Source organism: Streptomyces sp. NPDC002835, from assembly GCF_053591995.1.
Window position 1 is genome coordinate 1 of the sequence record NZ_JBSFUW010000042.1, and the last position, 15,133, is coordinate 15,133.

The 15,133-nt window shown below is 73.4% G+C and carries 15 protein-coding genes; 10 read left to right on the plus strand and 5 right to left on the minus strand.

Annotation, left to right across the window (positions count from 1 at the left end):
- The first annotated feature begins 105 nt into the window (after nt 1-105).
- Complete coding sequence (locus ACWD01_RS31490; RefSeq protein WP_451166596.1) at nt 106-717, plus strand: YdcF family protein; 612 nt, start codon at nt 106-108, stop codon at nt 715-717.
- Here ACWD01_RS31490 and ACWD01_RS31495 read toward each other — a convergent pair.
- Entirely contained in the window at nt 704-1,744 is a 1,041-nt protein-coding gene (locus ACWD01_RS31495) for a saccharopine dehydrogenase family protein (RefSeq protein ID WP_451166597.1), read from the minus strand. The two genes, ACWD01_RS31490 and ACWD01_RS31495, sit on opposite strands and share 14 nt — an antisense overlap.
- Before the next feature lie 108 nt (nt 1,745-1,852).
- Here ACWD01_RS31495 and ACWD01_RS31500 point away from each other — a divergent pair, with 108 nt between their 5' ends.
- Both ACWD01_RS31500 and ACWD01_RS31505 read left to right on the plus strand, forming a co-directional pair.
- Nucleotides 1,853-2,803, plus strand: a complete 951-nt coding sequence (locus ACWD01_RS31500) for a helix-turn-helix domain-containing protein (RefSeq protein WP_451166598.1) — start codon at nt 1,853-1,855, stop codon at nt 2,801-2,803.
- Between the two features lie 166 nt (nt 2,804-2,969).
- On the plus strand, nt 2,970-3,716 hold the full coding sequence (locus ACWD01_RS31505; RefSeq protein WP_451166600.1) for a TVP38/TMEM64 family protein: 747 nt from the start codon (nt 2,970-2,972) through the stop codon (nt 3,714-3,716).
- 33 nt (nt 3,717-3,749) lie between these two features.
- Here ACWD01_RS31505 and ACWD01_RS31510 read toward each other — a convergent pair whose 3' ends face one another.
- The 3 genes from ACWD01_RS31510 to ACWD01_RS31520 form a co-directional block, all read right to left on the minus strand.
- On the minus strand, nt 3,750-4,025 hold the full coding sequence (locus ACWD01_RS31510; RefSeq protein WP_451166602.1) for an anti-sigma factor family protein: 276 nt from the start codon (nt 4,023-4,025) through the stop codon (nt 3,750-3,752).
- A gap of 53 nt (nt 4,026-4,078) precedes the next feature.
- The gene (locus ACWD01_RS31515; protein ID WP_451166603.1) at nt 4,079-4,636 is read right to left on the minus strand and encodes an RNA polymerase sigma factor; all 558 of its coding nucleotides are present in this window, start codon (nt 4,634-4,636) and stop codon (nt 4,079-4,081) included.
- A gap of 136 nt (nt 4,637-4,772) precedes the next feature.
- Entirely contained in the window at nt 4,773-5,528 is a 756-nt protein-coding gene (locus ACWD01_RS31520) for a class I SAM-dependent methyltransferase (RefSeq protein ID WP_451166605.1), read from the minus strand.
- Between the two features lie 169 nt (nt 5,529-5,697).
- On the opposite strand from ACWD01_RS31520, the gene ACWD01_RS31525 reads away from it, so the two are divergent.
- Nucleotides 5,698-5,916 (plus strand): anti-sigma factor family protein, encoded by a 219-nt coding sequence (locus tag ACWD01_RS31525; protein WP_451166607.1) that lies wholly within the window; start codon nt 5,698-5,700, stop codon nt 5,914-5,916.
- 167 nt (nt 5,917-6,083) lie between these two features.
- Here the strand turns inward: ACWD01_RS31525 and ACWD01_RS31530 are convergent, their stop codons facing one another.
- Entirely contained in the window at nt 6,084-7,178 is a 1,095-nt protein-coding gene (locus ACWD01_RS31530; protein ID WP_451166609.1) for a methyltransferase domain-containing protein, read from the minus strand.
- Between the two features lie 274 nt (nt 7,179-7,452).
- Between ACWD01_RS31530 and ACWD01_RS31535 the strand changes: the two genes are divergently transcribed.
- The 6 genes from ACWD01_RS31535 to ACWD01_RS31560 all read left to right on the plus strand — a co-directional run bounded on the left by ACWD01_RS31535 (nt 7,453) and on the right by ACWD01_RS31560 (nt 14,941).
- On the plus strand, nt 7,453-8,871 hold the full coding sequence (locus ACWD01_RS31535; protein WP_451166610.1) for a dihydrolipoyl dehydrogenase family protein: 1,419 nt from the start codon (nt 7,453-7,455) through the stop codon (nt 8,869-8,871).
- A 44-nt stretch (nt 8,872-8,915) separates the two neighbouring features.
- Nucleotides 8,916-10,364: a radical SAM domain-containing protein gene (locus ACWD01_RS31540; protein WP_451166612.1), complete on the plus strand. Its 1,449-nt coding sequence runs from the start codon at nt 8,916-8,918 to the stop codon at nt 10,362-10,364.
- A gap of 4 nt (nt 10,365-10,368) precedes the next feature.
- Complete coding sequence (locus ACWD01_RS31545; RefSeq protein ID WP_451166613.1) at nt 10,369-11,157, plus strand: MTAP family purine nucleoside phosphorylase; 789 nt, start codon at nt 10,369-10,371, stop codon at nt 11,155-11,157.
- 115 nt (nt 11,158-11,272) lie between these two features.
- Entirely contained in the window at nt 11,273-12,004 is a 732-nt protein-coding gene (locus ACWD01_RS31550; protein WP_451166615.1) for a TIGR04283 family arsenosugar biosynthesis glycosyltransferase, read from the plus strand.
- A 40-nt stretch (nt 12,005-12,044) separates the two neighbouring features.
- Nucleotides 12,045-13,748: a radical SAM protein gene (locus tag ACWD01_RS31555; RefSeq protein ID WP_451166617.1), complete on the plus strand. Its 1,704-nt coding sequence runs from the start codon at nt 12,045-12,047 to the stop codon at nt 13,746-13,748.
- A gap of 23 nt (nt 13,749-13,771) precedes the next feature.
- Nucleotides 13,772-14,941 carry a hypothetical protein gene (locus ACWD01_RS31560; RefSeq protein WP_451166619.1) on the plus strand — a complete coding sequence of 390 codons (1,170 nt, stop codon included), beginning with the start codon at nt 13,772-13,774 and terminating at the stop codon, nt 14,939-14,941.
- The last annotated feature ends 192 nt before the right edge of the window (nt 14,942-15,133 follow it).

Below are 15,133 nucleotides of genomic sequence, written 5' to 3' on the forward strand. Positions count from 1 at the left end.
CCGAAGGGCTACGGGGGAGTCGGCGACTGACGACAACGCAACGAGGTGCGGCACCAGGGCACGCGAGCCCGGCAAGATCCGAACGAGAGGCCCTAGAGTCGCCGCATGAGACGAAGGACAGGTGCGGCGATGGCCGGGGCGGCGGTCCTGGCCTGGGGCGAGTGGATGAACTGGCGCTGGTCGCGCGCGCTCGTGGGGCACAGTGAGGGCACTGCCGAGGCCGTGGTCGTGCTGGGATTCCGGAATCCGGGAGCGACGGCGAACCTCGTCAACCGCTGGCGAGTACGCGCCGGCATCCGCTCCGTCGCCGCCGACAAGGCGCGTGGTACTCGCGTGATCTTCAGCGGCGGAGCGGTCGGCGGTGGCGCTGCGGAGGCCCGGTTGATGGCCGACTACGCGAAGTCGGTGCTCGGGTTCGACGGCTCTGTGCTTCTCGAGGAGGAGAGCGGGACGACGTGGGAGAACATCACGAACGTGATCCCTCTGCTCGAGGACGTCGACCGCATCAAGATCGCCTCCCAGCCGGCTCATGCGCTCAAGGCCCGTGCTTACGTGCGGCGGCAGCGCCCCGATCTCGCCGAGAGGCTCGTCCGTGCGGACGACTACCGCCCCGGCGAGTGGATCCTCGTCAAACCGCTGCTGGCTCTGTACGGACTGTGGACGCTCCGCGGTCTCCGGGCCGGCGAACGCCAGAGCGGCGTGCTCACACCGCGGTGAGGACCGGGTCCAGGGAGATGTGCGGGGACAGGGCCCGGAGGAAGTCGGGCGCGTCGAACATCTCGCCTGCGGAGGCCACACCGGCCGTCCTGGTCTGCCCGGCGAGGATGCGGTGAACCGCTTCCACCGCGAGCGGCGCGGTGACGGCGTAGATGTCCTGCCCCTTCGCCGTGGCGCGCCGTTCGATGCCGCCGGAGCGCACGAGGACGTCGACGAGGAAGGTCTGCGCGGATCGTCCACGGTCGTCGACCGGGGCCGGCGCCGGTGTCTCCGGGGCGGCCACGTCCTTGCCCGCCTCGACCGTCATATAGGTGCGCACCTCGGGGATGGGCAGGTGGCTGGGGATGGTGACGACATCGGCCATCGTGAACTCCCCCAAGACCGCCCGGGTGCCCATCGGCTCTGGAAACGGCCAGTCCAGGACGGGCAGTTCGTCGGTGTGGTACTCCAACTGCCCCTTCGTGTAGCGGATCCGTCGGCCGTTGCGCCGCTCCTGGACGGCCTTGCCGGCGGCCCGCGTCCCCTCCGTGGGGTGCCAACTGCTCAGCGCGTACGCGATGTGGGCCTCGTCGGCCGTCGTCCAGTCACCCATCGCCGCGGTGGCCAGCAGGTCACCGAGGCCGCCGTAGAAGGCCATCGCGGGGACGACCGCCATTCCCGCGGCCCGGGCGCGGTCCTTGAACTGCGCGAACGTGTCGGCGTTGGCCTCGATCTCGGCCGCCACGTCCACGTACGGGATCCCGGCGCGCAGCGCCGCCTCGATCACGGGGGCGGCGGTCGTGGTGAAGGGCCCTGCGCAGTTGATCACGGCCGACGTGCCGGACAGCGCACGGTCGAGCGAGGCCGCGTCGTCGATCGACGCCGGCCGGGCGTCGAGGCCGGGGTACGCGGCCGCCAGCGCCCGGAGCTTGCCGGCGTCGCGACCGGAGAGAACCGGAACGAACCCGCGCTCCCGAAGCTGTGCCACCACGAACCGCCCGGTGTGCCCGTACGCGCCGAACACCGCGACCGTCTGCCCTGATCCCATGACGTCTCTCCCTGCCCGCTGCCTGGAATGATCTGCTGCGGCCATCCTGACGAGAGCGGGTACCCCTCCGTGAGTGTCCGGAACGACATGCCCCGTACAATTCCGGACATGGGTACTGTCGCGCTGGCCGTCACCGACGGGATGCTGCACTTCGAACTGTCCGTGGCCTGCGAGGTGTTCGGCTTCCCACCGGCGGGAGTGGCCGGACGCTGGTACGACCTCGCGCTGTGCGGGTCGGACGCCGTGCGGGTCGGCCGGTTCCTGCTGGAGCCCGACCGCGGGCTCCACGGGCTGCGGCACGCCGACACCGTGATCGTCCCCGGCTGGGCGGACATCGACGTGGACCCGCCCGCCGACCTGGTCGACGCGGTCCGTGCGGCCTACGAGGCGGGCGCGCGCGTGGCCTCGCTGTGCACGGGCGCGTTCGTGCTGGCCGCCGCCGGTCTGCTGGACGGGAAGCGTGCGACCACGCACTGGGCGCACACCGACGCCCTGGCCGCCCGCCACCCCGAGGTGGAGGTCGACCCGGACGTGCTCTACGTGGACAACGGCAGGGTCTCCACCTCCGCCGGCAAGGCCGCCGCGATGGACCTGTGCCTGCACCTCGTCCGCCTCGACCACGGCTCTTCGACGGCCAACGCCGTCGCCCGCCGCCTGGTCGTGCCACCCCACCGGGCGGGTGGCCAGGCCCAGTTCGTCACCGCGCCGGTGCCCGACCGGGACGACCACCCGCTCGCCACGCTGTTCCCCTGGGCGATCGAAAACCTCCACCGGCCGCTGACCGTGGAGGACCTGGCGCGCCGGGCGCTGATGAGTTCACGCAACCTGGGCCGCCATTTCAGGGCGGCTGCCGGCACCACCCCACTGCAGTGGCTGCTGACTCAACGGATCCGCCGCGCCCAGGAGTTGCTGGAAACCACCGACGAGAGTGTGGAGGCCATCGCGACGGCCACCGGCATGGGCACCGCCACGACCCTGCGCCGGCACTTCAACCGCACGGTCGGCGTGCCCCCGGACACCTACCGCCGTACCTTCCGCTCACGGGCCCTCCCCGGCTGAACGACAGCGCACAACGCCCCGGCACAGGTTCCGGTGCCGGGGCCGGTTGTGGAATGCCCATACGGCCGAGCGGGTTCCCTGCGAGCCGGCCGCGGCAGCCGTACGGGATGCCACACGACACGTGGACGGCAGCAGCGGCGGCCCGTCACATCGAACAGGAGCACACATGGACCAGCCGGCCACCGAACCCACTCCCCTCGACGTGCCGTCCGTCCCACCGGGGCCGCCGGCGCCGGTGCCGTCCCGTGCGTCCACCCGGGGGCCGATGGTCAAACTGGCGGTCCTGGCACTGCTGTTGGCCGGTCTCGGCTGCGCGGTGCTCCTGGGCGGTGGCGGTCTCCTGGAGGACGTACGGCAGTGGGTCGACTCGCTCGGTTTCTGGGGCCCGCTGGTCTTCGCGCTCTGCTACGCCGTGGCGGTGACCGCGCTTCTGCCGGGCTCCGTGCTCACCGCGTCCGCCGGCGCCCTGTTCGGGCTGCCGCTGGGTGCGGCGACCGTGCTGGTCGGAGCCACGGCCGGCGCCGCGCTCTCCTTCGGTCTCGCGCGCCGACTGGGGCGCCCGGCGGTGGCGCGCTTCGCCGGATCGGGACGACTGGCCCGCCTCGACGCGCATCTGGCACGCCGCGGTTTCGTGGCCGTACTGCTGCTGCGCCTGGTGCCGCTGTTCCCGTTCGCCGTCATCAACTACGGGGCCGGGGTGACCGGTGTCCGGTTCCGGCCGTACGTGGCGGCCACCGCCCTGGGCATCGTGCCCGGCACGCTGGTCTACACCGGCCTGGGCGATTCGCTGGGGAGGCCCGAATCGCCCGTGCTGTGGGCGGCGTTGACGGGACTCGTGGTCCTGAGCGCCGGCGGGTGGTGGGCGGCCCGGCGGATCCGGTCCCGCACGCCGTCGGGGAGCCCCGGTCGCTGAGCTTCTCGTGGACGTCGAACGGAAGCGCTGTGGCTAGGCTCCCGTGCGGGGCGGTGGGCCCGGATTTCCGTCCGCGGCGGGCGGGTCGTCCAGGAGCGACGCGCCGAACGCGCGCAGCCGGTCCACGGCCCCGGTGTCCGGTGCGGCCCGTCGGGCCAGGGCCTGGTGGATCTCCTCGTAGACCGATGCCTCGAGGCCGCAGCGGCGGCAGTCCTTCACATGGGCCGCGACCCGGCGGGCGGTGACCTCGTCGATCTCGCCGTCGAGGTAGGACTGCAGCAGCCGGCCGGCGCGCAGGCACGCTGTCATCTGTCGCAGCATCCGGCGTTCGGCCGTCGAGCGCCGCCACCATGGGTGCCTGGTCACATCACACCTCGTTTCGGTGCCAGTCCGGCAGCGGCCAGCCGAGTCCGGATCCGTTTGCGCGCCCGGTGCAGCCGGCTCATCACGGTGCCTTCCGGCACGTCCAGCAGCCGGGCGGCCTCCGCGTACGTGAGGCCGTCCACGTCCACCAACTGCACCACCTGGCGGTGCTTGTCCGGCAGTGCGCGCAGGGCCTCGTCGACCACCTCGTCGAACGCCTCCCCGACCACGATCTCCTCCGCCGACCCGCCGGCGCCCGTGGAGCTGAGCCGGTCCAGGTCGGCGTCGGGATCGTCCAGGAGGTGCGGACAGCGACGGCGGTGACGGTTGATCTCGGCCCGCCGCATGATCGTCAGCAGCCAGGCACGGGGGTGTCTCCCGTCGAAACGGTCGACGGCCCGGTACGCGCGCAGCAGCGTGTCCTGCACCAGGTCCTCGGCGTCGGCGGGCTGCACGGTGAGCGTCATCGCCACCCGCAGCAGCACCTCCACCTCGGGCAGCACATAGGCGGCGAACGCCTTGCCACGAGGGTCGGCCGCATCCGGCGACGCGGTCACTTCTTCTTCCACGCGGCGGAAACCCGCCGACGGGACGAAAACATTCCATGCTCCCGGTTTCGCCGGCCGGCGGCGTCCTTGCGGGCGTGCTCGCGGGCGTGCTCACCGACAGCGGGGCGTACAGGCAGGGGCACGGTCACCGCTCCGTCGTCGCGAGGACGCGGCGCAGCGGCAGGGGCAGGGTGCGTTCGTCACCGACCCACTCGGCGAGTGCCCGCTTGGCGGCGTCCGCGCGTCCGGGGCGCAGCCCGGGCAGGTAGAGGCCGTCGACGAGGACGGCCGCGTCCTCCGGCGTCTTCAGTACGAGGGTGAAGACCCGGCGTTCGTCGGCCAGGACGGTGAATCCCGCCTGTCGCAGCACCTTGGCGACGGAGTCCTTGGCCCGCGGGTTGGGCCAGGGCTGGCGTGCCACGCCCAGTGTGCGCATGACCTTGGCCCAGCCCAGCAGCCCCGACGGGTCGAGCCCCGGACGGGAGGGCACGAGGGCCGCGAGCGTCCCGCCGGGGCGCAGCACCCGCCTGACCTCGCCGAGCACCCGCGGCAGCGGGGTGAGCACCGGCAGGCACATCGACGCGCAGACGGCGCCCACGCTCGCCGACGGCAGCGGGAGGGCGTCGGCCGTCGCCCGGACGAGCGGCCCGCGGCCGAGCCGGGCGGCCGCGGCCAGTTCGCCCTGCGAGGAGTCGATGCCGACCCAGTCGGCGTCCGGCAGCAGGGGGCGCAGCGGCGCCGTGCCGCAGGCCAGGTCGAGTACGGTGCCGGTCGCCGAGCGCAGCGGCTCGGCCAGCCAGACGTGCGGGGAGGCGTCGGCCCGCTCGAAGAACCGCTCGGTGATGCCGGGACGGTCGTCGTGGTAGGCGGCGAGATAGCGGCGCCACTCGTACTCGTCCAACGCGATGGCTCCTCGTGGTGGGTGATCGTGCGGGGTGCTCGGCGGCGATCGGAATGTACCGTCCCGCGTCCCGGGTTTCCGGTCCATGAAGAGGCAGCGCGTCCCCGGGTCACGCCAATTGTGGGCGGAAGGCCGGGAGAGACTACGGCACCTGCGGTTCTGCGGTGCGGTGGAGGCATTCGCCGACGGGGAGCTCACCGGGCGCCGTCAGGTGCGTGTGGCCGCGCACATCGCCTGCTGCCGGGCGTGCAGCGGCTCCCTGCAGACGTTGCGGTTGATCAAGGCCTCGCTGCGGCGCAGCCCGCGGCGCACGCCGGAATCGCTCGCCTCCGTCCGCGTGCGCCGCTTCGCCCGGCGGCTCGCCGCGCCGCCGCGTCCCGGGCCGTGAACCGCCGGGGCCGGTAGCGGTGTTGGGGCCGTGGTCGCCGGGCCGGTACCGGCGGTGCGGCCTGTGCCGGCCCGGCGGTCGCAGCCCGGTCCCGGCACGGCCCGGGGCAGCACGGCCCCGCCCGGTCCAGCGGTCGAGGCCCGGGAGCCGGTCCCGCCCGGCCCGGTTCAGCAGCAGGCGGCCGCCGAGGCCGAGGCGCCGGTCGCCGTGGCGCCGGCGGGTGCGCAGGGGAACAGGCCGAAGTGCGTCTCCTTGGCGCCGGTCACGGTGAAGTGCGGGGCGTAGCGCGTCCGTTCCAGCATGTCGGCGGTGTTGCCGCAGACCAGCACCGGCCTGCCGGTGTGGAAGCGGTGGTGGTCGTCGAGGTCGAAGGCGTGCGGGTGCTCGGTGATCGTGCCCCGGTAGACGGCGATCTGCCCGTAGTCCTCGCAGCGGTCCTCCAGCGGCAGCTTGAAGGCGCGGACGGTGCGTGAGGTGAAGGCGGCGAAGCCGATCTTCCGCTCGATCTCCGGGCTGCTCAGTGTGATGGGCGTGGTGGCGACCGTACGGGCGTCCGCGCAGCCGGACGCCTGCATCAGCCGGCGGAAGTCCTCCGTGTAGAGGGCGCCGGCGAGGCATTCGCCGACCAGCTCCGGGTCGTCCATGAGCGCGGCGGGCAGGCGGCGGTCGGCGAAGACGTCGGAGAAGTACAGCTCGCCGCCGGGCTTGAGGACCCGGAAGATCTCCCGGAAGACCCGCGGCTTGTCCGGGGAGAGGTTCAGCACGCAGTTGGAGACGACCAGGTCGACGGAGCCGTCCGCGACCCCGGCGGCGGCCAGGTCCTCGATGTAGCCCTGGTGGAACTCCGTGTTGGCGTACCCGAAACGCTCCGCGTGCCAGTCCTGGTGGCGGCGGGCCACGGCCAGTTGTTCCTCCGTCATGTCGACGCCGACGACCCGGCCCTCGGCGCCGACGAGCTGGGACAGGACGAACGCGTCGCGCCCGCTGCCGCAGCCCAGGTCGAGGACGGTGATGCCGTCGACGGCGGCCGGGATCGGGGAACCGCAGCCGTAGAAGCGGTCCTGGACCTCGTCGTGCACCCGGGTGAGGGCGTCGGCGATGTGGGCCGGCGGCGGCTCGGCGATGCAGCAGGCGGAGGTCTTCAGGTCCTGTGAGGACGACAGCACCGTGCCGTAGTACTCCTTGACGGCGTCCGTCACGGAACCCGCGGTGGTCGAAGAGCGCGCAGTGGTCGTGGAGCCGGTCGGGACATCGGTCGTCATGTTCTCCCCTGTGGCAGGCGACGGACGGGTCACGGCGGCGTGTGCCGTCGTGCGCCGGGAACCCGCCGCGGCGCGGACGGCATTCCGTTGTGCCGGACCTTGTGCCGGACCGCCGGACCCTTGTGCCGGACCCTTGTGCCCGACACGCCAGACCGGGAGTGGGCCTCCCCGTGCCGCACGGCGTGTCGAATGAGTCGTGCCCGGAGGGAAGGCAGCGGCCGCCCCGGCGGGTTTCCTTGCCGCAGCGGAACAAGAGAGGCGAGTGAGGCGGCCGATGAGCAGGGGACAGCCCGCGCGGAGCGACGCGACGTACGACCTGGTGGTGATCGGCGGCGGCAGCGCCGGCCTGACCGCAGCCCGGACCGCCGGCCGTCTCGGCGCCCGCGTGCTGCTGGTCGAGCGGGACCGGCTGGGCGGTGACTGCCTGTGGACCGGGTGCGTGCCCTCCAAGGCGCTGCTGCATGTGGCCGCCGAGGTACAGGCCGCGCGCGGGGTGGGGCGGTACGGGCTGCGGGCGCCGCACGGTCCGGCGGACCTGGCGGCCGCCATGGCGCACGTCAGGCAGGCGATCGGGGCGATCGAGCCGCACGACTCGGTCGAGTCCCTGCACGCCTTCGGTGTCGAGGTGGCCCACGGGGCCGCCGTCTTCACCGGACCGCGGACGCTGCGGGTGGAGGCCGAGCGCGAGGTGGCGTTCCGGTACGCGGTGATCGCCACCGGCTCGGCCCCCTCCCTGGTCCCCGTCCCGGGTCTCGCCGAGGCCGGCCCCCTGACCAGCGACACCGTGTGGGGCCTGACCGCGCTGCCGGGGCGGCTGGTGGTGCTGGGCGGCGGGGCCATCGGCTGCGAACTGGGGCAGGCCTTCGCCCGGCTCGGCTCCGAGGTCACCCTCGTGGAGGCCGCGGACCGGTTGCTGCCGCGCGAGGAACCCCGTGCCTCCACTCTCGTGGAGGAGCGGCTGACGGCCGAGGGGGTGACGGTACGCACGGGCTACCGGGCCGCGAAGGTCGACGGCGGCGCCGTGCACGGCCCGGGCGACCCCCTGCCGTACGACGCGCTCCTGGCCGTCACCGGCCGCCGTGCGAACACCGGCGGCCTCGGACTGGAGGCCGCCGGCGTGGAGCTGACCGAGGGTGGCGACGTCCGGGTGGACGACCGGTTGCGCACCGCCAATCCGCGGGTCTACGCGGCCGGGGACGTCACCGGCCGCTCCGCCTTCACGCACCTGGGCGGGGTGCAGGGCGGGGCCGCCGCCGCGGACGCGCTGCTGGGCGCGCGGCGCCGGATCGACTACGCCGCGGTGCCCTGGGTGACGTACACCGACCCGGAGGTGGCCCGCGTGGGCCTGACCTCCGCCGAGGGGGCCCGCACCCTCACCGTGGACCACGACCGGGTCGACCGGGCCGTCGCCGACGGCCGCGTGGACGGCTTCACCCGCCTGGTGCTGGACGGCCGCGGCCGGATCGCCGGCGCGACCGTGGTCGCCCCGCGCGCCGGGGAGACCATCGCGCACCTGGCGACGGCGGTGCGGCTCGGCTGGACGCCGTCGCAGTACGCCAGAACCGTGCACCCGTACCCCAGTTACACCGACGGGCCCTGGCACACGGCCCTCACGGACGTGTACGCCCGCCTCGCCCGGGCCCGCCCGCTGACCGGCGCGCTGCTGGGGCTGCACAGGAAGGTCCGGCCGTGATCCTCCGCCGCTCCTCGTACGAACCGGAAACGGAGATGTGACCGATGGGAATCCTGGCGCGGCTGCGGGCCCTGGACCGGGCGACCCGGCCCTACGACCCCGAGTTCGTGGCCGCGATGGCACGCCGGTGGGCCGAACTGCCCGACGTCGTCAAGACGCCCGGACAGATCCTCGGGCGGCACGGGGTGGGCTGTGAAGGCACGCACGGTGTCTTCCCCCGGTGCAACCTGAAGTGCACGCCCTGCTACCACTCGCGGGACGCGAACCAGGTCCGGGTCGACGGCCCGCACACCCGTCGGCAAGTGGCCGCGCAGATGGGCCTGTTGCGCAGGCTGCGCGGCCCGCGCGCCCACGCCCAGCTCATCGGCGGCGAGGTGAGCCTGCTCCCGCCGGACGAGCACGCCGCCGCCCTGGAGATCATGCGCGCCGAGGGCCGGGAGCCGATGAGCTTCACGCACGGCGACTTCGACTACGACCACCTGGAGCGGCTCGCCCTCGGCGAGGACGGTCGGCGGCGCTTTCGCCGGCTGTCGTTCGCCGCGCATTTCGACCGGTTCATGTACGGCAGGCGCGGCATCGAGCGCCCGCCCGACGAGCGGTCGCTGAACCCGTACCGGCAGCGGTTCGCCGCCATGTTCGCGCGACTGCGGCGGGAACACGGGGTGCGGTACTTCCTCGCGCACAACATGACCGTCACGCCCGGCAATCTGGACGAGGTCGCCGGTGTCGTCCGGGACTGCCACGCCATGGGGTACGGCATGTTCTCCTTCCAGCCCGCCGCGTTCCTCGGCGACGAGCGCCGCTGGAAGGAGTCGTACCGCGAGGCGACCCCGGAAGCGGTGTGGGCGGAGATCGGGCGCGGCGCCGGCCGCACCCTCGGATACCGGGTCTTCGAGAACGGCGACGTGCGCTGCAACCGCACCGCCTACGGCTTCTACGTCGGCCGGCGCTGGTATCCGTTCCTGGAGGAGGATGATCCGCGCGATCTGGCCGTGCGCGACGCCTTCTTCCGGTACTTCGGCAAGGTGAGTTTCACCGGCACGCCGCCCGCCCTGCTCGCGGCGAAGCTGGCCCGTGTCGTGGCCCGCCACCCCTCGACCGTGGTGGTCGCGGTGTGCTGGCTGGCCCGTACCGCCGGCCGGGTCGGGGTGGGGCGGCTGCTGCGGCACCGCTGCCGTGTCCGGCCGGTCACCTTTGTGATGCATCAGTTCATGGACGCCGAAGTCGTCGCCCCCGCCTGGGAGATGATGCGGCGCGGCGAGCGGGCGACGGAGCCCCGGCTGCTCGAGGCGCAGGAGCGGCTGGCCGCCTGCCACTACGCGATGGCGCACCCTGAGGAGGGCATGGTGGTGCCCGCGTGTGTGCAGCACGCGGTGCTCGACCCGGCCGAGAACGCCGAACTGCGCACGCTGCTCCCGCTCGTCGAAGTCCGAACGACCGTAGGTACAACCGTTCATTCATCCGTCCGCCGTCCCGGCCCACAGGAGAGATAACCCCATGCGCATAGGAGTCATCACCGGCTCAGGCAGCTACGACTGGCCGCACCTGGAGGACGCGGCCCAGCGCACCGTCACGACCGAGTACGGGCAGGTGACCGTCACCGAGGGCCGTCTGAAGGGCGCCGAACTGGTTCAGCTGTCCCGGCACGGCGCCGGTCACCACCGGCTGTCCCACCAGGTCGACCACCGGGCGAATCTCGCGGCCCTGCTCGCCTGCGAGGTCGACGCGCTGGTGTCGTTCACGGTGTGCGGCGCGGTCGATCCGGCCGCCGCGCCCGGTTCGCTGGTGGTCTTCGACGACCTGTACTTTCCCGGCAACCGGCTGCCCGACGGCTCCGCCTGCACCTGGTACGACACCCCCGGCGCCGCCGGACGCGGCCACTGGATCTTCGACCGGCCGTTCAGCGAGCCGCTGCGCCAGGCGCTGATCGCCGCCGCCGCACACACCGGAGCACCCGTGGTCACCCGGGGCGTGTACGGGCATGTGGACGGCCCCCGTTTCAACAGCCGCCCGGAGATCGCGGCCCTGGCGGCGGCGGGCGTCACCGCCGTCAGCCAGACGGCCGGCCCGGAGGTGGTGCTGTCCGGGGAGGCCGAACTGCCGATGGCCCTGGTCGGTTTCGTCACCGACCACGCCAACGGGGTCGCACCCGAACCGGAGCCGGTCGAGGCGCTGTTGGCCCGGATGGCCGCGAGCAAGGACACCTTCGCCGCCCTGGCCGCCCACGCCCTGCCCGGGCTGGGCCCCGTGGCCCCGGTCGGCACCGTCTACCGGTTCGGCTCATGAGTCCTCGCCGTACGCCTTCGGCCACCGCTGAGGCGCCCCGGTCGCACCCCGTGCTCGCTCCCGCTCCGGCGGTGCCGCCCGGGAGCGCCGCGCCGCTCCGGCCCGCGGAGGCGCTGTGAGCAAGGTGTCGATCGTCGTCCCGGTCCTGAACGAGGAAGCCACCGTGCAGGCCGCGTTGAGCCGCCTGTGCCGGGACTTCCACGACTGCGAGCTGATCGTCGTCGACGGCGGCTCCACCGACGCCACCGTCGAACTCGCCGCCGCCCACGCCACGGTGGTCCACAGCGCACGCGGCCGGGCGAAGCAGATGAACGAAGGCGCCCGGCACGCCCGCGGCGACGTGCTCTGGTTCGTCCACGCCGACACCACCGTCGACCCGGCGGCGCTCGGCCAGATCCGCGCCTGCCTGGCCGACCCGGCGGTGGTCGGCGGCGGGCTGACCATCCGCTTCGACCGCCGCACACCCGGCCTGAACTATCTGGCGTGGTCCTCGAACGCCAGGGCCCGCCGGCTGCACCACATCTTCGGCGACCAGGCCATGTTCGCCCGCCGCGGCGTCTTCGACGAGCTGGGCGGCTTCCCCGACCTGGCCCTCATGGAGGATCTGGAGATGTCCCGGCGGCTGCACCGGCGGGGCGAACTGCGCCTGCTGCCCGCCACGTCGACGGCCTCCTCGCGCCGGTTCACCGCCCACGGCACCTGGCGCATGATCGCCTTCATGCAGTACCTGAAGCTGCTGTACTTCGCGGGCGTCGACACCGAGACCATCCGCGACCGCTATGCCGCCGGCCCCGGGCTCCTCGGCCGCGGGCGGGCGACGCGCGGCGCCCGCGCCGAACGGTCCTGACACCCCTGCCCGTTCCCTCTGGAGACTGGAGACCATCGCTGTGCGCATCGCAGTATGCGGAGGCCCCTACGGCAACCCGTACGCCCTGCAGGCGTTCGTCGACGACGCGCGCGCCCGGGGCGCCGAGCGGCTGTTCTGCCTGGGCGACCTCGGCGGCTTCGGCGCCGACGTGGACGCCCTGTGGCCGATCCTGACGGACAACGGCGTCGAGTGCGTCGCGGGCAACTACGACGTGGCGATCGCCCGCGGCGACGCCGACTGCGGCTGCGGCTACCGCGACCCGAAGGACAACGAGTACGCCCAGATCGTCTACGACCACACGCTCGCCACCACGGGCCGCGACTTCGCCGCCTGGATGGGGACCCTGCCCACCGAGCGCCGGGAGACGATCGACGGCGTGGACGTGCACATGGTGCACGGCTCGACGCTGGCCCTGAACGACTTCTGGTGGGAGTCGCTGCCGGAGGACGAGCACCGGCTGCGCACCGCGGCGTCCGGCGCCGACGTGGTGCTGTGCACCCACAGCGGCCTGCCCTGGCAGCGGCGCATCGGCGACACGCTGGCCGTCAACGTCGGCGTGGTCGGCAAACCGGCCAACGACGGCCGCCGCGAGGTCTGGTACGCGATCCTCGACCTGGCCGACGGGCGCGTCGAGGCCGAACTCGTACCGCTCGCCTACGACTGGCGGGCGCAGGCGCGCTCGATGCGGGCCGCCGGGCTGCCCGAGGTGTTCGTCGAGACGGTGGAGACCGGCTGGTGGACCACCTGCCTGGAGGTCCTGCCGCCGCGCGAACGCTCCCGGGGCCGCTATCACCTCTACCGCTCCACGCTGCCGTCCGGCTTCCGGCCCGCCGACGAGGGCTGGGGCGAGACCACGCCCCGGGCCCTTGAGGACCCGGGGCCCGACGGTCCAAGTGGTGCCCACAGGCCGGTGGTTCCACTGTTCGGCACCCCGTACTTCCCGTCCCGGCTGTGGATCTACACCAACTTCCACTGCAACCTGGCCTGCGACTACTGCGCCGTCGCGTCCTCCCCGAAGGCCGCGCCCCGGACCCTGACCACCGACGCCTTCCGGGCCCGCGTGGACGAGGCCGTGGACGCCGGGTTCACCGACCTGTACCTCACCGGCGGTGAGCCCTTCCTCCACCCGGAGATCGTGAGCCTGCTCGACCACGCCACCACGCGGCTGCCGACCGTCGTCATGACCAACGCGATGCTGCTGCGCGGCCGCCGGGCCGCCGGGCTGGCGGACCTCGCCGACCGCAAGCTCACTGTCCAGACGTCCCTGGACGGCGCCACCGCCGCCGCCCACGACGCGCACCGCGGCGACGGCTCCTGGCGGCGCACCATGGACGGCATCCGCCAACTGATCGACCTCGGTCTGCCGCCGCGCGTCGCCCTCACCGAGACGCCCGAGAACACGCACGAGGTCCCCGCGGTCGCCGAACTGCTGGCCGGACTCGGGCTGCCCGCAGACCACTTCGCCGTACGCCCGCTGCTGCGCCGCGGCTTCTCGGAGACCGGGGTGGAGATCGGTGAGGACTCCAGCATCCCGGAGCTGACCGTCACCGCCGGCGGGCTGCACTGGCACCCCGCCGGAGCCGACCTGGGCACCAGCCCGGACATGCATCTCGCCCCCGCCGGAACTTCGCTCGTCACGGGCCAACAGCTCGTGACCGAGCGGTTCTTCGCCGCCCGTCTCGCCGACGGCAGCCTGCCCCGCCCCGTCCACTGCGCCATGTGACCCGTACGGCAAAGGAGTTCACCATGCAGCACCACGTCGCGATCCTCGGCTCCGGTCCCGTCGGCCTCGACGCCGCACTCGCCTGCGCCGCCGCCGGGCGGACCTTCACCGTCTACGAGGCCGGGGACACGGTCGCCGCCCATGTGCGCGCCTGGGGCCATGTGCGCCTGTTCACCCCGTGGGACCTCAACGTGTCCCACCGGATGCGCGCCCTGCTGCGGCACGCCCCGACCGGCCAGGACTGCCCCACCGGGGCGGAGCTGGCGGACCGTCTGCTGGATCCGGTCGCCGCACTGCCCGTGCTCGCCGACCGGATACGGCTGCGGACCCGTGTCGTCGGCGTCGCCCGCACAGGCCTGCTGAAGCACGAGCAGATCGGCTCTGGCGCCCGCGCCGCGGCCCCCTTCACGCTCCTCCTCGACGGGCCAGACGGTGAGGAGACGGCGGAGGCGGACCTCGTCCTGGACTGCACCGGCACCTACGCGGTCCCCAACACCCTGGGCGCCGGCGGCATCCCGGCCCGCGGGGAGCGGGCCCTCGCCCACCGGATCACCCGTACGCTCCCCGCCGTCGAGGACCGGGTGCGCTGGGCCGGCACGGTCCTGCTCGTGGGCGCCGGGAAGTCCGCGCAGACCGCCGCGCGCGACCTCGCAGCGCTGCCCGGCACCCGGGTCGAGTGGGTCGTGCGCAGCGCCGCGCCCGACTGGGGAGCCGTGCCCGACGACACACTGCCCGGCCGCCGGCACCTCGTCGAGACCTCCCGGGCGTTCGCCGGCGGCGCCCATGGCAACGTCACGGTCCACACCGGCGCCCAGGTCCAGGCCCTCGCCTCCGACGGGGGCCGCGTCCACGTCACCCTGGCCACCGCGGACGGTCCGGGGGAGGTCGTCTGCGATCACGTCGTGTCGCTGACCGGCTACGTCGGGGACGCCTCCCTCTACCGGCAGTTGCAGGTCCACGAGTGCTACGCCACGGCCGCCCCCATGAACCTCTCCGCCACCCTGCTCGGCTCGGCGGGCGGCAACTGCCTCGCCCAGCCCGCCGTCGGCGTCGACGCCCTGCGCAACCCGGAGCCGCACTTCTTCATCCTCGGCGCCAAGTCCTACGGTCGCCTCAACACCTTCCTGCTGCGCACCGGTTACGAACAGGTCGACGCGGTCACCGGCGCGTACGTCCCGGCCCTGGCGGTCTGAGCAAAGCCTCCCCGCGCCAGGGCGACGGCGGCTGTCGGGAAATCCCGTGCGTCCCATGCGTCACGGGCACCGGCGTTTCGGCCAACCCCGAGCGCCCGACGGCGGCCTCAGCACTGCGACCGCGTGTTCGACCCCTTGCGTCGCAAGGGGTCGAGCGCGTCCGGAAGCAGGCGTGTTCGATTCCTCCGGCAG